We start from the raw sequence: 22,500 nt of genomic DNA on the forward strand, positions 1-22,500 counted from the left end.
TATCGTCCGACCACGGATACTGCGTCGCAAAACTGTCGCGGAACCGTGACAAAAGACCGTGCATTGCTCCGGCAGGGTCCCAACGTCCTCCGGACCACACAGGATTTGACGACATGAACAAGCTTCTTGGCGCGGTCGCGACGATCGCTCTGCTCGCGGTCGCCGATCAGGCGCACGCCGCTCGCGACTACGTCTGGGCCGCCGGCTCCTCGACGGTCTTCCCGTTCTCCACCCGCGTCGCCGAAAACTTCTCGAAGAAGACCGGCAAGAAGTCGCCCAAGGTCGAGAGCCTGGGCACCGGCGGCGGCATCAAGATGTTCTGCGGCGGCGCCGGCGAGCAGTTCCCCGACATCGCCAACGCCTCGCGTCCGATGAAGAAGTCCGAGTTCCTGGCCTGCCAGAAGGCCGGCGTGAAGGACATCGTCGAGATCAAGATCGGCTTCGACGGCATCGTCGTGGCCGCCGACAAGAAGTCGCCGGACTACAACTTCAAGCTCGAGCAGCTCTATATGGGCCTGGCCGACCAGAGCGCGAAGGGTACGGCGACCGTCAAGAACCCCTACAAGACCTGGAAGGACGTCAACGGCGCCCTGCCGGCCAACCGCATCCTGGTGTACGGCCCGCCGCCGACCTCGGGCACCCGTGACGCCTTCATCGAGCTGGCCATGGAAGGCGGCGCCTCGAAGATCCCGTTCCTGGCCGCGCTGAAGTCCAGCGACGAGAAGAAGTTCAAGGCCACCGTCTCGCCGATGCGCACCGACGGCGGCTGGGTCGACGCGGGCGAGAACGACAACGCCATCGTCGGCACCATCGAGAAGACCCCGAACGCCCTGGGCGTTTTCGGCTACTCGTTCCTGGAAGAAAACGCCTCGCGCATCAAGGGCGCGGCGATCAACGGCGTGAAGCCGACGCCGGCCTCGATCGCCAGCGGCCAGTATCCGCTGTCGCGCTCGCTCTACATCTACGTGAAGAAGTCGCAGGTCGGCGTGACGCCGGGCCTGAAGGACTTCGTCGCCGAGTTCGTGTCGGACGCCGCCACGGGTCGCGGCGGCTACCTGCAAGGCCGCGGTCTGATCCCTCTGCCGCCGGCGGTGCACGCCCAGATGAAGGCCAAGGCGGGCGCCCTGCCGGCCATGGCCGCGCCGAAGGAATAGGGTTCGCCTCGAACCTGGACTTGGAAAGGCGGTCCCTCCGGGGGCCGCCTTTTTCTATTCCGGCTTCTCCCAGGACGCCCGGTCCGGGAGAAACTCGTCGAAGCCGACCCGCACGCACGGATCGTCGTCCAGGCAGCTGGCGGCGATGGCCAGGATCCGGCCGCTGTCGGGATCGCCCAGCGACGTTCCGCAACGCCTGCAGAAGCTCCGCGTGAAACGGAACGGCGGCTTGGGGCGGTAGCGGGTCAAAAGTTCCTGCCCCGTCAGCCAGTGGAACGCCTCGGCCCGGACATAGGCGTAGACGCCCGACCCGGCCTTGCGGCACCGCGAGCAGTGGCAGGTTCCCATCAGCAACGGCGGTTCGAACAGCTCGAAGCGGACCCCGCCGCACAGGCAGCTCCCCTTGATGGTCGCGCTCTTGATCGCCAATGGGCGTCTCCTTGATCGCTCAATCCTTTGAGTGATCAAGGGAAACTGCGCCTGCCCTGCCGCCAGCTATGTGTCAGCAGGGTAATGGGGTCGGTGAGCCGGATTGTCGCAAGTCAGCACCCCAGGCCTCCCGATCCAGCTCGCTAGAGCATTTTCCGACGAAGTGGGTACCGGTTCGTCGTCAGAAAATGCGTCAAAACAAGAGGCTAGAGCATTTCACCGATCCAATTGGATCGAAAAATGCTCTAGTCTTCTCGCAAGCTGGCCAGGGTCGGCGAGAACACCGCGCGGAAGCCCGCCGGATCGTAGCTAAGGTCCACGGCGCCGTCGCCGGTCAGCCCGCGCCGCAGGAGCTTCGATCCAAAGCCTGTTCGCTTCGGGGCGGTCACTTCGGGCCCGCCCCGCTCGACCCACGTCAAGGCCAGTCGGCTGTCGGCGACCTCCCAATTCACGGACACCCCGCCGCCCGCGACGGACAGCGCCCCATACTTGAAGGCGTTCGTCGCCAGTTCATGGACAATCAGAGACACCGACTGCGCCACCCGGGCCGACAAGATCACGGACGGTCCCGTGAGCGCGACCCGCTCGCTGGTCAGATGACTCAGCGCCAGCGAGATCACCTCGCCCAGGTCTCCGCCGGTCCCGGAGCTCTTCTGCAAGGCCTGCTGCGCGCGGGCCAGGGCCAGCAAGCGTTGCTCGAAGCGATCCACCGCCTCTCGATCGGCCACATCCTTGAGACTTTGGCGCGCGACGGACTGGACCAGGGCCAGCGTATTCTTGACCCGGTGGCCGCTTTCCTCGACCAGCAGCTGCCGGTGCCGTTCAGCCTTTACCCGCCCTGTCGTCTCGATCGCGATATCCAGCATGCCCACGATCGTCTCGCCATCCCGAAGCGGGCTGTACGAGAAGGTCCAGTAGGTCTCCTCCGGCGCGCCCCAGCGTTCCACGACGAGCGGCAGATCCTCGAGATAGACCCGCTCGCCGTCCAACGCCCGTGCGACGAGCGGACGGATATCGTCCCAGACCTCTCGCCAGACGACATCGATAGGCTGACCCAGCGCGCCAGGGTGCTTGGCGCCGAGAAACGGAATATAGGCCGCGTTATAGAGCAGCGTCTGCTCGGGGCCCCAGGTCGCGCAGGCGGCGAAACCCGTTCCCATCAGGATCTGATAGGTAGTCAGCAATGCCGGAGACCACGAGTCCATGGGACCCAGAGGCGTGCCGGCCCAGTCGAACTCATCAATGGATTTAGGCATGGAAGACGATCGCATCGCGCCAGACGGTCGGCATTGATCTCGTCCTGGCCTTAAAACACTCTATGGACCAATCCTTGTGGTCAAGCCTAGGGATTCTAGGAGGAATGTCCGCGGCTGACCGCCTGAACGACGGCGTGAAAACGCAAGGATACGGTGTTGGCGCAAGGCTGCTGGGGCCAAGGTCCGATCTCGGGGCCGGGAGCGAAGGCCGCTTTCGACCCTTCTCGGACATTCCGTACGGCCGCTTGGATTAAGGGGCGGTCTGGAGCAAGCGACGGGTCAGCTAGGATAGAACCGCGTCCTGTAGGCTCTGCGCCGACCAGCAATATGCATGATCAACCAGAGAGCTTTTTCAGCGTTCCAATCGAGCTTACCGGAAGCGTCAAGATGGAGCGCGACCTGCCCAAAGGCTGGAATTTGCAGTCCTTCAGAATCTAGCGCGGATGCTTCAAGCTCCTTTCTACGGCGTCGGAACAGATTACGTTCGACGCTATAGACTACCCAATGGGTGACGTGAATATCGCGAGGGTTCAGGTTGAAGATCGCGACCGAGCTAAACTCGCTGTCGCTGCCCGTCAGGTTGTAGCTCGTATCGAACCGCAATCTGTCCTGCTGCCCCACCTGCCAGATCACCGTGCCCACCGGGATTAGGGCAAGTGCGAAGTTGGAAAAGACCTGCCATTTCGCCCAATCGACTTGGGCCTGAGCCGCGACGGCCTGTTGCTGCGCCGCGATCAGCGTCTGGCGCGCGATCTCAAGTTCTTCAGGTGTCATGGCCCCTCCCGATCGGGACGGTGCCTGATTCTACTCCGTCGCCGCCACGTTTGAAGTAGGGGGCAGGCACATACGCCAATCTCGACAATCGGAGCCTGACAACGCATTATTTTGGATCTGCTTGCGGAGGGGCAATGAACGAGATCGTAAAAAAGGATGAGCCGACGCAACTGTCCACGGCCCGTCAAGCTGGTCGGCTGACCGGTCGGTTGTTTCGGGCCTTGCAGCAGAATCTGCCCAAGGACTGCAGCTTCTGCATGTCAAAAATCCACGCTGACGCCACCGTGTGCCGCCACTGTCAGCGCGAGCAGCCCGCTCCCTAGAAATTGTGGCGACTATGGTCTGGGGGTGACTTCTTCCCACCCTAGTCAGAAACCCACAACGTCCGCTCGCAACGCAGGCGAACGCCTCCGCGCCGCTACCGCGTGCGCGAGGTCATGCCCGCCGCCGCCGCGTCGTCCGCCACCTGCGGGTCCAGCGTCGGCGCGGGACTGGGCTGACGGTCGGCGGGCATGGCGCTGACCGGAGCGTCGGCGACCGGCGCCGGGGTCTCGACCTTGTGCGGCGCGGGCTGGGACGAGGCCGACTTGGCGGCCATGGCGGCCGAGGCGGCGTCATCGGCGGCGCTGCGGGTCTCGGACGGGCCATCTTCGTAGCCGCCGTCGCCGGCGGTCAGGAACAGGATCGCGCCGAACGTCGCCAGGACGCCGATGATGAAGCCGAGGAACACCCAACCGAAAGGATTGCCGCGACGCTCGCTCATATGACGGAATTCCCTGACGCCGAAGTAAGCCGGCTACCATGCTCTAAACGCTTCAACTAGAGCTTGGTTACCCGTTTCGGCCTATACGGGAAAGGTCAAGTTCCCGACCACTGGCGAACCGGACCGACATCGACATGGACGAAGTTGCTGGTCGGGTAGTAGCCGACGCCGCCGCGCCCGAGGTCCAGGGCCGCCGCCCGGAGGTAACGCAGGTCGACGTCCTCCAGGAACACGTCCATGGCCTTGCCGTCCATGTGCAGGCTGCGCTTGGCCACCTCGCCGCTGCGCTCGGACAGTAGCTTGTTGGTGGCCGGCGAGCGATAGCCCGAGATGATCTGGAACGGCGACTTGCTCTGGGTCTTGGCTCGGATCTGGTCGAGGATGTCGTAGAGGCCCGTGTCCATCGGATGGGTCTCGTCGTTGCGATAGTCGCGCAGCACCTTGTTCAGGGCCTGGACGGCGTCGGGCACGTATTCGCCCTTGTCCCAGTAGACCGCTTCCAGCTTCTCGTCGGTGTGGATGTTGCGCAGGTGAACCCAGCGCGGCTCGACCATCGAATTCGAGGCAAAGGTCTCAACCGTCGTCGGTCGCAAGCCTACCGGCGGAACCGAAGCGGCCGGCGGGATTTTACCTTCCAGGATCTGGCCGATGATGTCGTCATCGGCCCGGGCGTCCGCGACCGGCAGCAGGCCGGCGCCAAGCACGCCGAGCCCCATACGAAGCAGCTTACGTCGATCCATGCGTACGCCCTATCCCGACACAAAAGCGCTATAGCCGAAAATGGTCGCCGGTTTCGGCGGCCATGGCGCTTTCAACTATAAAGTCGAGCCTGCTCAGGCAGGCTCGATGGTCGGGAGGACATCCCATAAAGTTCAAGAAATCAAGCTGAGCCGGGACGAAGTGCGGCGATACGCTGCACCAGCTCGCGATCCCAGCCATAAGGATCCTCGCGGAAATTGACCTGCCCGTCGGGGGTCACATAGGCCGTCCAGTACAGCAGGAACACCGCGATCTGCTGCGGCAGCTTGGCCCGCACGGTGTCGCCCGAGGCCAGGGTCTCGTCGATCTTTTCCGGCGTCCAGGTCGCATCGCCAGCCAGCAGGGCCTTGGCCAGCTCGACCGGCTTCTGCAGGCGCACGCAGCCGTGGCTGGCCAGGCGGCTGAAGCTGTCGAAGCGCGCCCGGCTGGGCGTGTCGTGCAGATAGACGCCATAGGGGTTGTTGAAGTCGAACTTCAGCTTGCCCAGGGCGGCCTTGGGGCCGGCCTTCTGCTGCAGGCGCGAGCCGCCGTCGCCCGTCGGGATGACGATGAAGTCGTTGCGGCTGAGATAGCCAGGGCTCTTGCGCTCCTTGGGCCACAGCTCCTTGGAGGCGATCGAGGACGGCACGTTCCAGGGCGGGTTCAGGACGATCGAGTGGATCATCGACGTCAGCATCGGCGTCTCGTCGCCGGGACGGCCGGTGACCGCGCGCATGGTCAGGGTCGGCGTGTCGTGGCTGAACACCGACAGGATGGCGGCGGCGACATTCACCTGGATGCGGTCGGCCGGCAGCACCTGCGGCAGCCAGCGCCAGCGCTCCATGTTGGCGGTGATCTGGTCGATGCGGCGTTCGACCGGCGTGTTCAGCGCGTCCAGCGTGGCCTTGTTGACGATCCCGGTGGGATTGAGGCCGAAACGCTTCTGGGCGCGCTGCACGGCCTGGGTCAGGGCGATGTCGAAGATCGGCGCGGCGTCGACGGCGATGGTCGGATCCTCGGCGGCCAGGCGGGCCTCCAGCGCCACGACGCGCGGACCGGTCGAGCCTTCCTTCAGCTCCGGACCGGCGGCCAGCGGCGCCCATCCGCCCCTGGCGGCGATGTCACGATAGGTGACCAGCCCCTTCTGCAGGGTCTGGTAGCCGGTATAGGGCGGCGGCAACGTGCCAAGCCACGCGGCCAGCCGGTCCTGCTGCACGGCGGCGTAGAACTCGGGCGCGGGGTCATAGGCGGCCGGGCGCAGGCCCCACTCGTTCATGAAGCCGCTGACCGGCAAGCGGCCCGAGCGCACGGCGCGGGCATAGGCCAGGGCGAGGTTGATCAGCTGGGTCTGGCCGACGATGCGGGTCATGGCGTCGCGCGACTGCAGCTGAGCGATCGCCTGATCCGGCGCGAAGGCTCCCGGCTCGAAGCCGTGCAGATAAGCGTCGCCGAGGACCTGACGCAGCAGGTCGATCTGCTCGGACCGCAGTTGTATGCTGGAATAGTCCGGCGGGATCACCGACGACCGGGGGGCCTGGATCTGCGGGACGGACTGGGGCGTCATCTGGGGCGCCATCTGCGGAGCACGGCCGCCCGCCAAGGGCGGACGCTGCGACTGGGCCATCGACGGCTGAGCTTGCGCGACCTCCAGGGACAGCAGGCTGATCGCCGCCGCCAGGACGCCGCAAGGTCTCGAAACTCGCATCACCGTCGAACTGCCCGCCCGTATATACCCGCGGCCAAACCGCGTTAAGGTTTCCAGATGGCCGGCGTCGGCCCTCCGCGTCAACGAAGGTAGCGTGAAAGGCGAGCCCTTCCCGCCTCTCTCGAAGACGTTTTCCAATAACAGGAACCCGCGAGCCACACCGTCGGTTTCATTCAAAACGGGGACCGCCGGAAAACAACCCGGCCAAAGGCGATGGACAAAGCTTTGCATCAGAAGACTCTCGACCTGTATCCGATCGGCAATTGCGCCGTCAGCGCGTTGATCGACACCCACGGCCGCTTCGTGTGGGGCTGCGCCCCACGCGTGGATTCCGATCCCGTGTTCAGCGCCCTGCTCGACAATGCCGACATCGAGGGGGCCGAGGCCAAGGGCGTCTGGGATGTGCAGGTCGATCGCCGCGCCGAGACGCGGCAGGGCTATCTGCGCAACACGCCGATCCTGCGCACCGAGATCGCCGACGAGGACGGGGCCCGGTTCGAGATTCTCGACTTCGCCCCCCGCTACCAGCAGTTCGGCCGCACCTTCCGCCCGACCGCCTTCATCCGCCTGATCCGGCCGATCGTCGGCGTGGCGCGGATCACCCTGCGCCTGAGGCCCACCGCCGGCTGGGGCGCCAAGATCGCCGAGCACACCTCGGCCTCCAACCACATCCGCTATCTCTGCTCGGACATGACCCTGCGTCTGACCACCGACGCGCCGGTCTCGCACATCCTGGAGGAGCGCACGTTCCGGCTCGAGCGGCCGATCGCGATGTATCTGGGCGCCGATGAGAGCTTCGACGCCAATATCGGCGCGACCTGCGAGCGGATGCTGCGCGAGACCGACAGCTACTGGAAGCAGTGGGTGCGCGGCCTGGCCGTGCCGCTGGATTGGCAGACGGCGGTGATCCGCGCCGCCATCACCCTGAAGCTCTGCATGCACGAAGAGACCGGCGCGATCGTCGCGGCCCTGACCACCTCGATCCCCGAGCACGCCGACAGCGGCCGCAACTGGGACTATCGCTACTGCTGGCTGCGCGACGCCTACTACGTGGTCCAGGCGCTGAACCGGCTGGGCGCGGTCGACGTCCTGGAGAACTATCTCGGCTACCTGCGCAACATCGTCGACCGGGCCGGCGGCGGCCACATCCAGCCGCTGTTCGGGGTGGGGTTCGAGGAGGTGCTGACCGAGCGCTTCGCCCCCGACCTGCCTGGCTATCGCGGCATGGGGCCGGTCCGGGTGGGCAACCAGGCCTTCGAGCACATCCAGAACGACGTCTACGGCCAGATCGTGCTGTCGACCGTCCAGGCCTTCTTCGACGAGCGCCTGCTGCGCCCGGCCACGGTCGAGGACTTCGAGGCGCTGGAACCGGTGGGCGAGCGGGCCTTCCAGCTCCACGACCAGCCCGACGCCAGCCTGTGGGAGTTCCGGGGCCGGGCCAATGTCCACACCTATTCCTCGGCCATGTGCTGGGCCGCCTGCGACCGCCTGGGCAACGCCGCCGAGAAGCTGGGCCTGAAGGAGAAGGCCGCCCTGTGGAACGGCCGCGCCGCCCAGGTGCGCCAGGTCATCGAGGACCGCGCCTGGAACGACGAGTTGGGCCGCTTCGCCGCCACCTTCGAGGGCGACGAACTGGACGCTTCCCTGCTGCAGCTCGTGGACCTGCGTTTCCACACGGCCGACGACCCGCGCAATGTCGCCACCCTGAAGGCCGTGGAGGATGGGCTGCGGCGCGGGGCTTACTTGCTACGCTACGCCACCCCCGACGACTTCGGCTCGCCCCAGACGGCGTTCAACATCTGCACCTTCTGGCTGATCGAGGCGCTTCACCTGTCGGGTCGTTCGGATGAGGCCCGCGCATTGTTCGAGGACATGCTCTCGCGCCGCACCGGCGCGGGCCTGCTCTCCGAGGACATCGGCTTCGCGGACGGGGAGCTTTGGGGCAACTATCCCCAGACCTATTCCCTGGTCGGATTGATCAATTGCGCGGTGCTGCTGAGCCGACCGTGGACGTCGGTCCGCTAGACCTGACGAGCCGTGTTGCGGCTTTGACATCCGGCCGTCACAACGCGCGGGCAACTGCGAACATGGGACGTTCGAAAATCGGAGACGCTCTTTGTCGAGCCGCAAACTGGCCTTGGCCGGCGCCCTGAGCTGTGTGGCCGCGAGCGCACAGGCGCAGGCGACAAGGCCCGCTGTCCCCGCCCCCGCCGAGCAATCCGCCAAGCCGTCAGTCAAGCCCGTGACGCCCGAAGACCTCGACACCGAGGTCGAGGCCGTCACCATCACGGCCAGCGGCAAGCCCTACGGCGCGGTGATGGGCGATATCCCGCCGGAAGAAACCTTCAGCGCCGCCGACGTGCGTTCGTTTGGGGTCTCGTCGATCACCGACCTGCTGACCGAGCTGACGCCCCAGACCACCAGCGGCTTGGGCGGCGATCCGGTCGTGCTGCTGAACGGCCGCCGCATCTCCGGCATGGGCGAGATCCGCGACATCCCGACCGAGGCCATCCAGCGGGTCGAGATCCTGCCCGAGGAGGTCGCGCTCAAATACGGCTACTCCGCCGACCAGAAAGTCGTGAACGTCGTCCTGCGCCAGCGCTTCCGCGCCGCCACGGTCGAGGGCCAGGTCGGCGGCTCGACGGCGGGCGGCCAGATGAGCGAGATGGCCAACTACAGCCGCCTCCAGCTGAACCGCCAGGGCCGCACCAATATCGCGGTCAAGATCCAGAACAGCGACCGACTGCTGGAAAGCGACCGCGACCTGATCAGCCGCGACAACAGCGGCCTCTATGACCTCGTGGGCAATATCGGCCCCGCCCTGCCCGGCGCGACGCAGATCGACCCGGCGTTCAGCGCCCTGGTCGGAGCGCCCGTGACCGTGGCCGGCGTTCCGGGCTCGGCGGCCAGCGGTCGCCCCGCCCTGTCGGCCTTCGCGCCGAACGTGGCCAACACCAGCGACCTTTCGGACAGCCGCACCCTGCTGCCCGAAAACCAGCAGCTGAGCATCAACAGCGTCACCAACCGCTACATCCTCGACAATGTCTCGGCGACCTTGAACCTGGGCCTGACCGCCTCGCGCAACAACGCGCTGCTGGGTCCGGCGCGGGCGCGGCTGCTGATCCCCGGCGGCGACCCGTTCTCGCCGTTCAGCCAGGCCGTGGCGCTGTATCGCTATCTGGGCGAGCTGGCGCCGCTGGAGCAGACCAGCCGGAATCTCGCGGGCCACGCCGGCTTCACCCTGAACCGCGACACCGAGACCCTGCGCCTGTCGCTGACCGGCAATTACGACCACGCGATCAGCAGGACGCAGACCGACCGCGGCGTCGACCTGACCGGCGTCCAGACCCGCCTGACGGCGCTGGACCCGACCCTGAACCCGTTCGCGCCGCTGTCGGGCCTGTCCCTGACGCAAGACCGCGCCCGCTCCACCACCGATACGGCGGACCTGCAGTTCGTGGCCAACGGCGCGCTGGCCAAGTTCAAGGCCGGGGATCTGTCGACCACCTTCAAGCTCGGCGTCAGCGGCACGAAGCTGGACGCCAAGTCGTTCCGAAATGGCGTGGAGGCCGACAGCGACCAGTCGCGCGGCGACGTCAGCACCCAGGTCAGCTTCGACCTGCCGTTGGCCAGCCGCCGCAAGGGCGTGCGGGCCGGGATCGGCGACCTCTCCGCCAACCTGAACCTTGCCGCCCGCCAGGTGTCGGACTTCGGGACCCTGACCACGATCGGCGGCGGTCTGAACTGGTCGCCGGTCAAGCCGGTCAGCTTCATCGTCTCGATGACCCGCCAGGAGAACGCCCCCAGCATCGCCCAGCTAGGCAATCCGCTGGTCACCACGCCCAACGCCCAGGTCTTCGACTATGTGCGCGGGGTCAGCGTCGACGTCACCCGGATCAGCGGCGGCAATCCCAACCTGAAGGCCGAGGAGCGCAACGTCCTGAAGCTGGGCGCCAGCTTCAAGCCCGAGAAGATCCAGGGCTTGTCTCTGACCGCCAACTACACTCGCATCCGCATCGACAACCCGGTGGCCGGCTTCCCGGCCGCCACGGCGGCGGTCGAGGCCGCTTTCCCCGATCGCTTCACGCGCGACGCCGACGGCAATCTGACCCGCATCGACAGCCGCCCGGTCAACTTCGCCAAGCGCGAGAGCGAGCAGATCCGCTGGGGCCTGAACTTCTCGCGCCAGATCGGCAAGACCCCGCCCCCGCCGCCCGGCGGCTGGCGCGGACGGCAAGGCGGCCAGGGCGTGGGCGGCCAACGCCAGGACGGGACGAGCATCCCGGGCGCGGAGCTCCTGCGTCGCTCGCCTGGCGCCGCGACGGGCGAACCCACCCGCGCGCCGCAGCCTGACGACCCGGCGCAGAACCAAACGCAGCAGAACCCGCCCGCCCAGACCGGCGAGGAGCCGCCGCGCCCGACCTTCGGCGACCGTGGCGGCGGCGGCGATGGTCCCCGCTTCGGCGGCGGCGGCGGCGGACGCGGCGTCGGTTTCGGCGGCCGAGGCGGCGGCGGTGGCAATCCACGCGCCACGCGGCTGCAGCTGGCGCTCTTCCACACCGTCCACCTGCGCGAGCGGGTGACGATCGCCGATGGCGTTCCAGCCCTGGACCTGCTGGACGGCGACGTTCTGGGCTCGGGCGGCGGTCAGCCGCGCAACGAGGTCGAGGCCCAGGCGGGGATCACCCGCTACGGCCTGGGCGCGCGCGTCTCGGCCAACTGGCAGAGCGCGACCCACGTGCGCGCGGGCCTCGGCGGCGCGTCGACCGATCTGGATTTCTCGGACCTGGCGACGATCAACCTGCGCCTGTTCGCCGATCTGGGCGTGCGGCGGGAGCTGGTCCAGGCCCATCCGATCCTGCGGGGCACGCGCCTGACCTTGTCGGTCAACAACCTGTTCGACCAACAGCAGACCGTCCGCGACGCTACCGGCGCGGTCCCCCTGACCTACCAGCCGGACTACCTGAACCCGCGCGGCCGAGTGGTGTCATTCAACGTCCGTAAGCTGCTGTTCTAGCCGCGCCCACCGCCAGGCCTCCGCGAAAAACCCGTGAGCTTCACCGTCTCGCGGGATCGAACCAGGCTGTTCGGCGTTCTTGGCGGATGTTGCTTATTGATGAGGGGGTTCTCGCCATGACCGCGGCTCACACGGTCTCGCGCCCGGAATCTGTCGATCTCGCGCCCCCGCCCCTCGCGTTGCCGCGCCGATCGGCGCTGTTTCTCGACCTCGACGGCACGCTGGCGCCGATCATGCCGCGTCCCGACGACGTGGGTCCCGATCCGCGCCGCGCGCGGATTCTGGCGCGTCTGCGCGACGCGTTGGAGGACCGTGTGGCCGTGGTCAGCGGCCGGGCCTTGACCAATCTCGATTACATCCTGGACGGGGCCATTCCGGCGATCGGAGCCGTACACGGCCTGGTGCGCCGCAGCGCCGACGGCCAGGTGGTCGAGCGCGAGCCCCACGCCGGTCTGGCGGACGCCCGCCGCATCCTGGTCGAGCTGGCCCACTGCGAGCGCGGCTTGCTGTTCGAGGACAAGGGCCTGTCCGTCGCCCTTCACTATCGCAACGCCCCGACCTGCGCCGAGGCGGTGATCGAGGCTGGCGAGCGCCTGTCGCAATCCACCGGCCTTGTCCTCCAGCTGGGCGACATGGTCGTCGAGCTGCGCACGCCCGGGGCCGACAAGGGCGCGGCCGTGACCGCTTTCCTGCGCGAGGCCCCCTTCCTGGGGTCGACGCCGATCTTCGTCGGCGACGACCTGACCGACGAGGATGGCTTCGCCGCCGTCAACCGCCTGGGCGGGTTCGGCGTCCTGGTCGGCGCGCCCCGCCCGACCGAAGCTCGCTATCACCTCAAGGACACCAAGGCCGTGTTCTCCTGGCTGGAGGGCCTCGCCGCGGCCCAAGGTGTTGTCGAGGTCACCGCATGAGCCGGCTGATCGTCGTTTCCAACCGCGTCAATCCGCCGAACCCGGCGGAGGGCGGCGAAGGCAGCGTCGGGGGCCTGGCCATGGCCCTGGCCGCAGCGCTGCGCGAATATTCCGGCATCTGGTTCGGCTGGAGCGGCAAGACCATTCCGGAGTTCACCGGCCAGCTGAACATGCAGCGGATCGAGGGCGTCACGGTCGCCACCGTCGACCTCGAGGAAACCGACTACCAGGAATATTACAACGGCTACGCCAACAAGACGCTGTGGCCGCTGTTCCACTACCGCGTCGACCTGACCGCCTATGACCGCTCGTTCGGCGAAGGCTATGACCGGGTAAACAAGCGCTTCGCCGAGACCCTGCTGCCGCTGATCGAGCCGGACGACATCGTCTGGGTCCACGATTATCACCTGATCCCGGTCGCCCGCGAACTGCGGCGGATGGGCGTGACCAACCGGATCGGGTTCTTCCTGCACATCCCGTGGCCGGCCCATCAGCTGGTCACCACCTTGCCGCGCCACAGGGCGCTGGTGGAGGCGCTGTTCCACTACGACCTGATCGGCTTTCAGACCGAAGAGTCGCTACAGGCCTTCGAGGGCTACGTCTTCTCGGAAGTGAACGGCCACAAGAACGAGCGCGGCGAACTGGTCGCGTTCGGACAGCGCACCCGCGCCGCGGCCTTCCCGATCGGCGTCGACGCGGCCGACTTCGCCCAGATCGTCCAGGGCGAGAATGCCCGCAAGGTCTACGATCGGATGATGGCCCACAGCGTTTTCCGCAAGATGATCGTCGGCGTCGATCGTCTGGACTATTCCAAGGGCCTGGAAGAGCGGCTGATCGGCTTCGAGCGCTTCCTGGCCGACCATCCGGACATGGTGCGCGACGTCATGCTGCTGCAGATTGCCCCGATCTCGCGCGACGAGGTCGAGGCCTACCAGGATCTGCGCGCACGACTGGACGGCCTGATCGGCCGCATCAACGGCGCCTATGCGGAGATGGACTCCACACCAATCCGCTATGTGAACCGCTCCTACCGCCGCGACGAGCTGGCCGGGATCTATCGCGCCAGCCGCGCTGCCCTGGTCACGCCGCTGCGCGACGGCATGAACCTGGTGGCCAAGGAATATGTCGCGGCCCAGAACCCCGACGATCCCGGCGTGCTGATCCTGTCGCGCTTCGCCGGCGCGGCGCGGCAGATGAAGGACGCCCTGATCATCAACCCCAACAGCCCCGAAGAGATCTCCGACGCGCTGGAGCGGGCCCTGTCGATGGAGCTGCCCGAACGCCGCCGGCGCTGGGAAGCGCTGTTCGACAATGTCAGCCGCGAGGACGTCACCGCCTGGCGCGACGACTTCGTCACCGCCTTGCGCGCGCGGCCGGGCCCGGATGGCGACGAGCCGGACGAACCGGCGAAGGTGCGAACGCTGGATGTCGCGACCAAGGCGCTGAAGGCCGGGCAGGAAGCAAAGGCTATGCGGGCTTAAGCGTTACCTCGAAAGCACCCCAACTTGTCGTCCCGGAAGCCTCGCGGAGGCTGTCCGGGCCCCAGGGGCCGGCGCATCGCGGTTGCCCCTGGGTCCCGGATCTCCGCTTCGCCGCGGCCGGGATGACAGGATTTTGGAGGTCGATTGGAGACGAGAGCTTCAGCCCTTCTCCGCCATCCCGTCGATCAGCGTCTTCAGCTTCTCCACCTCGTCGGCCCGCAGCGGGCGGTGCTGGGCGAAGTGGCTGATCAGCGGGGCCAGCTGGCCCTCGAACAGGCGGTCCAGCAGGCCCTGGCTCTCGGAATGGACATAGGCGCTGCGGTCGATCAGCGGACGATAGCCGTGCTTGCCATCGGCGCGCTCTGACTTGATCGCCTTCTTCTTCAGCAGGCGGTTGATCAGCGTCTTGACCGTGGCCTCGCCCCACTGCTGGGACGCGCCAACTTCGGCCACCAGGTCATCGGCCGACATCGGCTGGCGGCGCCAGAGGGCTTCCATGACATGCGCTTCGGCGGCGGTGATGTGCATGACACTTACATCCGTAATTCACCCGGGACGCTATACCCGCTATTACGCCTGTCAAGCCGCGTCTGGCGCCCGGCCTAGGCTGCGGCCCGCCAGCGGGGTCCCGGACTCCATGGGCTCGGGCGCCGCCGCGCGCGTCGCGTCGGCGTTCGCGCCTCATTGTCAATGACACCGGTTTCCACTAGAGACTCCCCAAACCTGTGACCATGGCCCGCCAAGCGGGACCTGTGCCGAATATTCGAGGGAGGATTAGCGGCGTGACCGTTTCTGAGGCCGATAGCGAGGTTTTCGCCCCCGCGGCCATTGCTCCCCAATTCGTCAAGGCCCGCCAAGAGGGCGTCAGCGTCCCCGGCTATCCGGGCGGGGTGATTCCCTCGACCATGGCGGAAGGCTACGCCGTCCAGGATCTGGCCATCGCCGCCTGGCCGGACGAGTTGGTCGGCTGGAAGGTGGGCCTTGTGCCGCCGCAGCATCGCGAGCGCCTGGGCGTCGACCGCCTGGCCGGCTGCATCTTCAAGTCCAAGGTCCAGGACGCCTCGACCGACGGCCAGCCCAATAAATTCCGCGCCATCGACGGCGGCTTCTGCGCCGTCGAGGCCGAGTTCATCGTCCGCCTGGGCAAGGACGCGCCGGCGGACAAGACCGAGTGGACCGCCGAAGAGGCCGCCGAGTATGTCGGCGAACTGCTGGTCGGCGTCGAGATCGCCGGCAGCCCGCTGAAGACCATCAACGCCCTGGGCCCGACGGTCGTGGCCTCCGACTTCGGCAACAACGATGGTCAGATCATTGGTCAGGCCATTTCCAACTGGCGCGACATCGCCTGGGAGGATATGCCGGTCGAGACCGTCATCAACGGCAAGTCGCTGGGCACGGCCTCGGCCGCGACCATCCCGGGCTCTCCGCTCGCCGCCCTGGCTTTCCTGCTGGGAACCGTCGCGGCGCGCGGCAAGCCGCTGAAGAAGGGCATGATCGTCACCACCGGCGCCACCACCGGCATTCACGACGTGGTCGCCGGCGATGTCGCCCATGTAAGCTTCGGCCCGTACGGAACCGTGGACTGCATCGCCGTCCCGGCCAAATAAGAAGACCATAAGGGGAAGGACGCGTGTCCATGGACTTTTCGAAAGCGCCCGAACCATCCGAGAAGATCGGGCGGTACCGTTGGGTGATCGTCAGCCTGCTGTTCGCGGCTATGGTCATCAACTACGTCGATCGCCAGACGATCGGCCTTCTTAAAGCCGATCTGTCGAAGGAATTCGGCTGGGACGAGACCCACTACGCCGACCTCGTGTTCTATTTCCAGATGGCGTACGCGATCGCGTACCTGGCCTGGGGCAAGATCATGGACAAGATCGGGGCCCGCTGGGGCTTCGGCGTCGCGTTCGCGATCTGGCAGATCGCCCACATCGCCCACGCGGCGGCGGCCGGCTTCGGCGGCTTCGTGGCCGCCCGCATGGGTCTGGGCATCGGTGAGGCCGGCGGCTTCCCCGGCGGCATCAAGGCCGTGGCCGAGTGGTTCCCCAAGAAGGAACGCGCCTTCGCCACCGGCCTGTTCAACGCCGGCACCAATATCGGCGCCATCGTCACGCCCCTGGTCGTTCCCGGCATCGTGCTGGCGTTCGGCTGGCAGATGGCCTTCATCGTCACCGGCGTCGCCGGCCTGGTCTGGCTGCCGATCTGGCTGCTGGTCTATCGCCGCCCGCGCGAGCAGAAGCGCCTGGGCGCGGCCGAGCTGGCCTATATCGAGCAGGATCCGGCCGACCCCGTCGAAAAGATCGGCTGGGCCAAGCTGCTGACCAAGAGGGAAACCTGGGCCTTCGCCCTGGGCAAGTTCCTGATCGACCCGATCTGGTGGATGTTCCTGTTCTGGCTGCCGGACTTCCTGGGCAAGCGCTACGGCCTGGACCTGAAGTCGTTCGGCCCGCCGCTGATCGCCATCTATCTGCTGAGCGACGTCGGTTCGGTCGCCGGCGGCTGGATGTCGTCGACCCTGATGAAGAACGGCGCCACCATCAACAAGGCCCGCAAGCTGACCATGCTGGTCTGCGCCCTGCTGGCCGTGCCAGTGATGTTCGCCGCCAAGGCCGACAGCGTCTGGCTGGCCGTGCTGATCATCGGCGTCGCCACCGCCGCCCACCAGGGCTTCTCGGCCAACCTCTACACCCTGCCGTCGGACGTGTTCCCGCGCGCCGCGGTCGGTTCGGTCGTCGGCATCGGCGGCATGTTGGGCGCCTTCGGGGGCATGGCCTTCTCGAAATATATCGGCAAGGTCCTGGACCAGATCGGCAGCTACACCCCGATCTTCATCGTCGCCGGCAGCGCCTATCTGATCGCCCTGCTGGTCATCCACCTGCTGACACCCAAGATGGAGCCGGTGAAGATCTGACCGATCGACACCGCACTGAAACGACGAAGGCCGGGGAGCAATCCCCGGCCTTTTTCGTTAGAAGGCGGGCATGGCCACGTCCCCCAATCTTCAAGTCGCTCTGGTCGGCTACGGCTATGTCGGCAAGACCTTCCACGCCCCGCTGATCGCCGCGACGCCGGGCCTTTCGTTGCACACGGTGGTGTCCAGCGATCCGGCCAAGGTCGCCGCCGACTTTCAGGACGTCCGCGTCCTCGCCGAACTCGAAGCGGCCCTGGCCGATCCAGCCATCGACCTGGTGGTCATCGCCACGCCCAACGCCCTGCACGCGCCCCAGGCGATCGCCGCGCTGGCCGCCGGCAAGGCGGTGGTCGTCGACAAGCCCTTCGCCGTCACGACCTCCGAGGCCCGGACCATGGCCGATGCGGCCAAGGCGGCCGGCAAGCCGCTGGCCGTGTTCCACAACCGCCGCTGGGACAGCGACTTTCTCACCCTCCAGCGCCTCATGGCCGATGAGGTCCTGGGCGAGATCGTCCAGTTCGAGAGCCATTTCGACCGCTTCCGCCCCCAGGTGCGCGACCGCTGGCGCGAGCGGGCCGGCCCGGGCGCCGGCGCCTGGATGGACCTTGGCCCCCACCTGCTGGACCAGGCCCTCGCCCTGTTCGGCCAGCCCCTGGCCATCGCCGCCGACATCGGCGTCCAGCGCCAGGGCGCGGGCGCGGGCGCGGACGACTATTTCCACGTCACCCTGCGCTATCCGGTCCTGCGTGTGATCCTGCACGGCAGCCTGCTGACCGCCGCCGCCGACCCGCGCCTGGCGGTCCATGGCACGAAGGCCAGCTTCGTCAAGCACGGCCTCGACCCGCAGGAGGGCCAGCTGAAGGCCGGCATGACTCCAGGCGCGGCCGGCTATGGCGTCGACACCCGCCCCGGCGTGCTGACCACCGTGGAGAACGACGCCCAGCTCCACGCACCCGTCTCGCCCGAACCGTCGGACTACCGCGCCTTCTACGCCGGGGTCCGCGACGCCATTCTCCACGGCGCCCCGTCCCCCGTGCCAGTGGAGCAGGCGCTGCGGACAATGGCGCTGCTGGAGCTGGCCCAGCGCGCCTCGCACGAACGGCGAGAGCTGCCCGCCCAAACCGGGTAGCCCCCGCCCAGAAAACCCGCTTAACCTCGCAGCCATGCGCGCTTCCCTGCTCACCGCCTCCGCCGCCCTCGCCGCCGCTCTGGTCGCCTGTGGTCCCGCTCCCGCCCAGACGCAGGCCGGAGCGCCTGTCGAGAGCCGGGCGGCCAATGCGCCCGACCAGAAGCCGGCCTTCGTGGGCCAGACCCGCGCGCCGGGCCTGAACTCGAACACGGTCGGCCAGTACACGACCCTGGCCAGCGGCCTGTCCCATCCCTGGGGCATGGCCTTCCTGCCCAGCGGCGACATCCTGCTGACCGAGCGGGCCGGCCGCCTGCGAATCTTCGGCAAGGACGGCAAGCTGTCGCCGGCCGTCGAGGGCCTGCCGGCGGTGTTCGCGCGGGGCCAGGGCGGCCTGCTGGGCGTGGCGCTGGATCCCGCCTACGCCAGGAACGGCCTGGTCTACTGGGCCTATGCCGAAGCGGACGGCGGCGTGAACGGCACGGCCGTGGCGCGCGGGAAGCTCGTGACCGGCGCCGCCCCCAGGCTCGAGAACGTCCGGGTCCTCTGGCGCCAGGCGCCGAAGATGGACAGCGCGCTGCACTTCGGCGGCCGCCTGGTGTTCGCCAGGGACGGCAAGCTGTTCATAACCACCGGCGAGCGCTCGATCCTGGAGGGCCGCGTCCAGGCCCAGCACCTGGACGCCACGCTCGGCAAGGTCATCCGCATCAACGCCGACGGCTCGATCCCCAAGGACAACCCGTTCGTGAAGACCCCCGGCGCCAGGCCCGAGATCTGGTCGCTGGGCCACCGCAACCTCCAGGCCGCCGCCCTCGATCCCAGCGGTAGGCTGTGGACGGTCGAGCACGGCGCGCGCGGCGGCGACGAGCTGAACCACCCCGAGGCCGGCAAGAACTACGGCTGGGCGACCATCACCTATGGCGAGGAATATTCCGGCAAGCCGATCGGCGACAGCCTCACCGCGCAGGCCGGCATGGAGCAGCCGGTCTACTACTGGGACCCGGTGATCGCCCCCTCCGGCATGGCTTTCTACGAATCCGGCCTGTTCCCGGGCCTGAAAGGCAGCGTGCTGATTGGCTCGCTGAGGGAAAAGCACGTCGACCGCCTGGTCCTCAAGGACGGCAAGGTCGTCGGCGAGGAACGCCTGTTCACCGACATCGGCGCCCGCGTCCGCGACGTCGCCGTCGGCCCGGACGGCGCGATCTACGTCCTGACCGACGAGGAAGACGGCAAGCTGATCAAGGTGACACCGAAGGGGTGAAGCGCGGGACCGCGTCACTCAGAAATTGCGGCTGACCGACAGCGTCCCCACCAGAGGCGTTCGGATATCCCAGACCTCCCGCCCGCCAGCCTCGCCGGCCCGGCTAGCGGGCCATAGCACGCGACGATAGGTGTTCCGCGTGCCGGTCAGGCCGTCGACCCGCAGCGTGGTCCTGACGCCGTGGAAGCGCCGGGTCTCGACGAACAGGCCCACGTCCTGGCCGTGGTCCAGCACTCGCGCTTCGTCGGCGTACCAGAACCCCTTGCGATAGCTCCCCGCATAGTCGACGCCCCAGGAGAAGGCCGCCAGGTCCTGGCGAAACCCGGCGTCGAAGCGCGTCGGCTGGAAGCCGTTCAGCCGCCGAGGCGCGCCGGTGATCGGATCGGCCAGCCGCGAGTCCTGGCGCGTGACGACCAGCCTGAGCATCCCCCCCGGCAGGAGGGGATCGGTCGGCGCCTCCAGGCTCGCCGACGCGCTCCAGACCCGCGCCTTGCGCACATTGACCACGCCAAAGGCGCCGGACGGCAGGACACCGGCCTCCAGCACCTCGCCACGCCAGTCGCGCGACAGCTTCAGGCTGAACGCCCCGCGCCGGCCGAAACGTCGGTCGTAGTCCAGCGCCATCGTCGTCCTGTGATCCGGCCGCAAGTCGGCGTTGCCGTCGGAAGCCTTGCCTTCCGCGAGGTTGGCCGAGGCCGCGAAGTCGCCGAACGACAGTTGGCCGACCGAACGGCGTACGGAGAGACGCAGATCGCTGCGTTCGTCGGGGCGATAGGCCGCCGTCAGGCTGGGCTTGAAGACGCCGAAGCGCCGGCCGTCTGTCTCGCCCTCGCCACTCGCCCGGATGCGCGAGGCCTCATAAGCGGTCCCCGCCGTCAGGGTCCAGCGCGGCGCGGGCCGCCAGTTCAGCGTGGCGAACGCCTGCCCCCGGATCTCGGACACCACCACCGCCGAGGCCGAGCGCGTGGGCGCCGCGCCAAACGTGGCGGCCTCCGACCGGCTGTCCAGATCGTTCCAGGCGATCTCGACGCCGATCTCCGGTCGCAGCGGCGCCGGATCGCCGCGCGACACGACGGCGCGGGCGATGGTCTCGCGCGACACGGCCCGGCTCTCGAAGCGGTCCGTGGTCGTCGCCGTCGTCGTCCCGCCAGCCTCGACCTCGCTCCGGGACCGCGCGTCGACATCGGTGACGCTGGCCAGTCCGAGGACCTTCAAGGCATAGGCGCCGGCGATCGGACGGGACCAGTCACCGCCGACCTCGCCGCGCCAGCGCCCGGTGCGCTTTGGGAACCGCTGGGTCTGGGTCTCGCCAGCGAAGGCGAAGCCCTCCGACAGCCAAGCCCGCGTCAGGCTGCCCGAAGCCTTCAGCTCACCCCCCGCCAAGGCTCCGCCCAGGGTCAGGCGCTGGGTCAACTCCGGGAAGTCGGCGTCGTAGGACAGGCGCTCCCGCCCCTTCGCGCCGCCAGCCAGATCGAACGCCGCGCGCAATCCGTGCGACCGCTCGCCCGGCGCGTCGAACGTCGTCGTGGACGCTACTTCGAAACGTCCCAGACCCCGGGTCGCGGTGATCGAGGCCTTGCCCGACGTGCGATCCCCGCTCCGGGAGAGCGCCGCGCTCGCCGCGAGGCCCGCGCGCCGATTCACGCGCACGATATTGGCCACAACCGCCTGGCCTGAAGCCTCGCTGGCCGAAGCCCCGCTCCGGACGATCTCGATCCGGTCGACCTGCCCGGCGGGAATGGCCGCCAGCGCCGCCGCCAGCCCGCCGCTCTTGCTGGCCGGACGGCCGCCGTCGACCAGCACGTTCCCTCCCGCCTCGGTGAAGCCGCGCACGCCCGCGTCGCCGAGATCCAGCCGGAACCCCGGCAGACGCTCGACCATGTCGAGCGCGGTCTGCGGCGCATAGGGCGCGAAGAAGGCGGGCGGATAGACCTCCTGTCCCGCGGCGGCCGGGGCGGCCAGGACCAGAGGCGTGGCCAGCAGGCCGTGAAGGATCGGAATGGGCATGGCTGCGTCCCTTGGTGTTTTGCAGCGTTGCGAGATAGACAGCCTGACGGATCGCGCCACGCCGATGGGCCGCGTGGCGGCGCCGTGGTGACGGCTGATTGGGGCGTTGGGACGAATGGCGGAGGCAGCGTGACGAGCGACGGCGACAGACTGCGACGCTGGGCTCCGACCGCGATCACGGTCGCCCTGTTGTCGGTCGCCGTGGGCGGCAACCTGGCCTCGACCCTGGCTGGCCAGACGCGCGCGGGCCATGCGGTCGACCTGTTCGCGCCGCTACTGGATGAGTTCAGCAGCGCGATGATCTGGCTCCTGCTCGTCCCGGCGATCGTCCGAGCGTTCAAGGCGCTGGTTCCGCCGCGCTTCCCGTGGGCGCTGGCCCTGCCGCTGCACGCGGCCGGCGCGGCCGTGGCGTCGTTGATCCACTACGGCCTGACCCGGATGTTGCGTACACTCGTCCAAGCCGGCCTCGGCCAGGGCTTCACGCTTCCGCTATCGTGGGACGGCTATCTGGCCGACCTCTACAAGGATGTCCTGACCTATCTGCTGCTCGGCCTGGTCTATTGGGGCGCCGAGGCCTTGCTGGCCGCCCGGAACAGGACGTCCACGACCTCCCCCGTCACGGTGCTCGAGGTGCGCGACGGCGCCCAGACCACCTATGTTCCCGTCGCCGACATCCTGTGGGTCGAGGCGGCCGGCAACTATGTCGAACTGCACCTCGCCCGCGGGCGCGCCATCCTGATGCGCACCACCCTGGCCAGCCTGCAGCAGCGCCTGGAGAGCGCCGGCTTCCTGCGCATCCACCGTTCGCGCCTGGTCAACACCGTCGTGGTCAACAGTGTCGAGAACCAGCCGGCGGGCGATGCGACGTTGTCGCTGAACGACGGAGCGACCATCTCGGCCAGCCGCCGCTATCGGCCGGCGCTGGCCCAGGCCCTGGCCCGGCGCGCGGCGGGTCCGGCCGCCTGAC

19 protein-coding genes are annotated in these 22,500 nt (G+C 67.9%); 11 read left to right on the forward strand and 8 right to left on the reverse strand.

What is annotated here, in order from left to right; all coding sequences use genetic code 11:
- The first annotated feature begins 113 nt into the window (after positions 1-113).
- Positions 114-1,154 carry a substrate-binding domain-containing protein gene (locus tag ACW175_RS15410; RefSeq protein WP_492100926.1) on the forward strand — a complete coding sequence of 347 codons (1,041 nt, stop codon included), beginning with the start codon at positions 114-116 and terminating at the stop codon, positions 1,152-1,154.
- Positions 1,155-1,208: 54 nt separating this feature from the next.
- Here ACW175_RS15410 and ACW175_RS15415 read toward each other — a convergent pair whose 3' ends face one another.
- The 3 genes from ACW175_RS15415 to ACW175_RS15425 all read right to left on the reverse strand — a co-directional run bounded on the left by ACW175_RS15415 (position 1,209) and on the right by ACW175_RS15425 (position 3,613).
- Positions 1,209-1,583 (reverse strand): GFA family protein, encoded by a 375-nt coding sequence (locus ACW175_RS15415; protein WP_492100927.1) that lies wholly within the window; start codon positions 1,581-1,583, stop codon positions 1,209-1,211.
- A gap of 245 nt (positions 1,584-1,828) precedes the next feature.
- On the reverse strand, positions 1,829-2,839 hold the full coding sequence (locus tag ACW175_RS15420; RefSeq protein WP_492100928.1) for a sensor histidine kinase: 1,011 nt from the start codon (positions 2,837-2,839) through the stop codon (positions 1,829-1,831).
- Between the two features lie 279 nt (positions 2,840-3,118).
- Positions 3,119-3,613: a hypothetical protein gene (locus tag ACW175_RS15425; protein ID WP_492100929.1), complete on the reverse strand. Its 495-nt coding sequence runs from the start codon at positions 3,611-3,613 to the stop codon at positions 3,119-3,121.
- 134 nt (positions 3,614-3,747) lie between these two features.
- Here ACW175_RS15425 and ACW175_RS15430 point away from each other — a divergent pair, with 134 nt between their 5' ends.
- Positions 3,748-3,936, forward strand: a complete 189-nt coding sequence (locus ACW175_RS15430; RefSeq protein WP_492100930.1) for a hypothetical protein — start codon at positions 3,748-3,750, stop codon at positions 3,934-3,936.
- Positions 3,937-4,031: 95 nt separating this feature from the next.
- Here the strand turns inward: ACW175_RS15430 and ACW175_RS15435 are convergent, their stop codons facing one another.
- The 3 genes from ACW175_RS15435 to ACW175_RS15445 form a co-directional block, all read right to left on the reverse strand.
- Positions 4,032-4,376, reverse strand: coding sequence for a hypothetical protein (locus tag ACW175_RS15435; protein ID WP_492100931.1), 345 nt, complete (start codon positions 4,374-4,376; stop codon positions 4,032-4,034).
- Between the two features lie 95 nt (positions 4,377-4,471).
- Positions 4,472-5,116, reverse strand: coding sequence for a peptidoglycan L,D-endopeptidase MepK (gene mepK / locus ACW175_RS15440; protein ID WP_492100932.1), 645 nt, complete (start codon positions 5,114-5,116; stop codon positions 4,472-4,474).
- A gap of 140 nt (positions 5,117-5,256) precedes the next feature.
- On the reverse strand, positions 5,257-6,822 hold the full coding sequence (locus ACW175_RS15445; RefSeq protein ID WP_492100933.1) for a L,D-transpeptidase family protein: 1,566 nt from the start codon (positions 6,820-6,822) through the stop codon (positions 5,257-5,259).
- 210 nt (positions 6,823-7,032) lie between these two features.
- On the opposite strand from ACW175_RS15445, the gene ACW175_RS15450 reads away from it, so the two are divergent.
- From ACW175_RS15450 to ACW175_RS15465, 4 genes are all read left to right on the forward strand, one after another.
- Positions 7,033-8,844 carry a glycoside hydrolase family 15 protein gene (locus ACW175_RS15450; protein WP_492100934.1) on the forward strand — a complete coding sequence of 604 codons (1,812 nt, stop codon included), beginning with the start codon at positions 7,033-7,035 and terminating at the stop codon, positions 8,842-8,844.
- A 91-nt stretch (positions 8,845-8,935) separates the two neighbouring features.
- Positions 8,936-11,836: a TonB-dependent receptor gene (locus ACW175_RS15455; RefSeq protein WP_492100935.1), complete on the forward strand. Its 2,901-nt coding sequence runs from the start codon at positions 8,936-8,938 to the stop codon at positions 11,834-11,836.
- A gap of 116 nt (positions 11,837-11,952) precedes the next feature.
- Positions 11,953-12,747 carry a trehalose-phosphatase gene (otsB, locus tag ACW175_RS15460; RefSeq protein WP_492100936.1) on the forward strand — a complete coding sequence of 265 codons (795 nt, stop codon included), beginning with the start codon at positions 11,953-11,955 and terminating at the stop codon, positions 12,745-12,747.
- Complete coding sequence (locus tag ACW175_RS15465) at positions 12,744-14,228, forward strand: alpha,alpha-trehalose-phosphate synthase (UDP-forming) (RefSeq protein ID WP_492100937.1); 1,485 nt, start codon at positions 12,744-12,746, stop codon at positions 14,226-14,228. Before otsB ends, ACW175_RS15465 begins: the two co-directional genes overlap by 4 nt.
- A 159-nt stretch (positions 14,229-14,387) precedes the next feature.
- On the opposite strand, the gene ACW175_RS15470 is transcribed toward ACW175_RS15465, so the two are convergent.
- Positions 14,388-14,756, reverse strand: coding sequence for a BlaI/MecI/CopY family transcriptional regulator (locus tag ACW175_RS15470; RefSeq protein ID WP_492100938.1), 369 nt, complete (start codon positions 14,754-14,756; stop codon positions 14,388-14,390).
- 254 nt (positions 14,757-15,010) lie between these two features.
- Between ACW175_RS15470 and ACW175_RS15475 the strand changes: the two genes are divergently transcribed.
- The 4 genes from ACW175_RS15475 (at position 15,011) to ACW175_RS15490 (ending at position 19,526) form a co-directional block, all read left to right on the forward strand.
- Entirely contained in the window at positions 15,011-15,835 is an 825-nt protein-coding gene (locus ACW175_RS15475) for a 2-keto-4-pentenoate hydratase (RefSeq protein ID WP_492100939.1), read from the forward strand.
- A gap of 29 nt (positions 15,836-15,864) precedes the next feature.
- The gene (locus tag ACW175_RS15480; RefSeq protein WP_492100940.1) at positions 15,865-17,139 is read left to right on the forward strand and encodes an MFS transporter; all 1,275 of its coding nucleotides are present in this window, start codon (positions 15,865-15,867) and stop codon (positions 17,137-17,139) included.
- Positions 17,140-17,209: 70 nt separating this feature from the next.
- Positions 17,210-18,268, forward strand: coding sequence for an oxidoreductase (locus ACW175_RS15485; RefSeq protein WP_492100941.1), 1,059 nt, complete (start codon positions 17,210-17,212; stop codon positions 18,266-18,268).
- Between the two features lie 34 nt (positions 18,269-18,302).
- The gene (locus tag ACW175_RS15490) at positions 18,303-19,526 is read left to right on the forward strand and encodes a PQQ-dependent sugar dehydrogenase (RefSeq protein ID WP_492100942.1); all 1,224 of its coding nucleotides are present in this window, start codon (positions 18,303-18,305) and stop codon (positions 19,524-19,526) included.
- An 18-nt stretch (positions 19,527-19,544) separates the two neighbouring features.
- On the opposite strand, the gene ACW175_RS15495 is transcribed toward ACW175_RS15490, so the two are convergent.
- On the reverse strand, positions 19,545-21,533 hold the full coding sequence (locus ACW175_RS15495) for a TonB-dependent receptor plug domain-containing protein (RefSeq protein ID WP_492100943.1): 1,989 nt from the start codon (positions 21,531-21,533) through the stop codon (positions 19,545-19,547).
- A 129-nt stretch (positions 21,534-21,662) separates the two neighbouring features.
- On the opposite strand from ACW175_RS15495, the gene ACW175_RS15500 reads away from it, so the two are divergent.
- Positions 21,663-22,499: a LytR/AlgR family response regulator transcription factor gene (locus ACW175_RS15500; RefSeq protein WP_492100944.1), complete on the forward strand. Its 837-nt coding sequence runs from the start codon at positions 21,663-21,665 to the stop codon at positions 22,497-22,499.
- The last annotated feature ends 1 nt before the right edge of the window (position 22,500 follow it).

The organism is Caulobacter sp. FV1ye6ST (genome assembly GCF_058681225.1).

Excerpts from the sequence above, each read along its gene's own strand:
- ACW175_RS15485 (WP_492100941.1), top strand. The coding sequence starts at position 17,210 with ATGGCCACGTCCCCCAATCTTCAAGTCGCTCTGGTCGGCTACGGCTAT.
- mepK (WP_492100932.1), bottom strand. The coding sequence starts at position 5,116 with ATGGATCGACGTAAGCTGCTTCGTATGGGGCTCGGCGTGCTTGGCGCC.
- ACW175_RS15450 (WP_492100934.1), top strand. The coding sequence starts at position 7,033 with ATGGACAAAGCTTTGCATCAGAAGACTCTCGACCTGTATCCGATCGGC.
- ACW175_RS15420 (WP_492100928.1), bottom strand. The coding sequence starts at position 2,839 with ATGCCTAAATCCATTGATGAGTTCGACTGGGCCGGCACGCCTCTGGGT.
- ACW175_RS15410 (WP_492100926.1), top strand. The coding sequence starts at position 114 with ATGAACAAGCTTCTTGGCGCGGTCGCGACGATCGCTCTGCTCGCGGTC.
- otsB (WP_492100936.1), top strand. The coding sequence starts at position 11,953 with ATGACCGCGGCTCACACGGTCTCGCGCCCGGAATCTGTCGATCTCGCG.
- ACW175_RS15430 (WP_492100930.1), top strand. The coding sequence starts at position 3,748 with ATGAACGAGATCGTAAAAAAGGATGAGCCGACGCAACTGTCCACGGCC.
- ACW175_RS15495 (WP_492100943.1), bottom strand. The coding sequence starts at position 21,533 with ATGCCCATTCCGATCCTTCACGGCCTGCTGGCCACGCCTCTGGTCCTG.
- ACW175_RS15435 (WP_492100931.1), bottom strand. The coding sequence starts at position 4,376 with ATGAGCGAGCGTCGCGGCAATCCTTTCGGTTGGGTGTTCCTCGGCTTC.
- ACW175_RS15490 (WP_492100942.1), top strand. The coding sequence starts at position 18,303 with ATGCGCGCTTCCCTGCTCACCGCCTCCGCCGCCCTCGCCGCCGCTCTG.
- ACW175_RS15470 (WP_492100938.1), bottom strand. The coding sequence starts at position 14,756 with ATGCACATCACCGCCGCCGAAGCGCATGTCATGGAAGCCCTCTGGCGC.
- ACW175_RS15465 (WP_492100937.1), top strand. The coding sequence starts at position 12,744 with ATGAGCCGGCTGATCGTCGTTTCCAACCGCGTCAATCCGCCGAACCCG.
- ACW175_RS15425 (WP_492100929.1), bottom strand. The coding sequence starts at position 3,613 with ATGACACCTGAAGAACTTGAGATCGCGCGCCAGACGCTGATCGCGGCG.
- ACW175_RS15480 (WP_492100940.1), top strand. The coding sequence starts at position 15,865 with ATGGACTTTTCGAAAGCGCCCGAACCATCCGAGAAGATCGGGCGGTAC.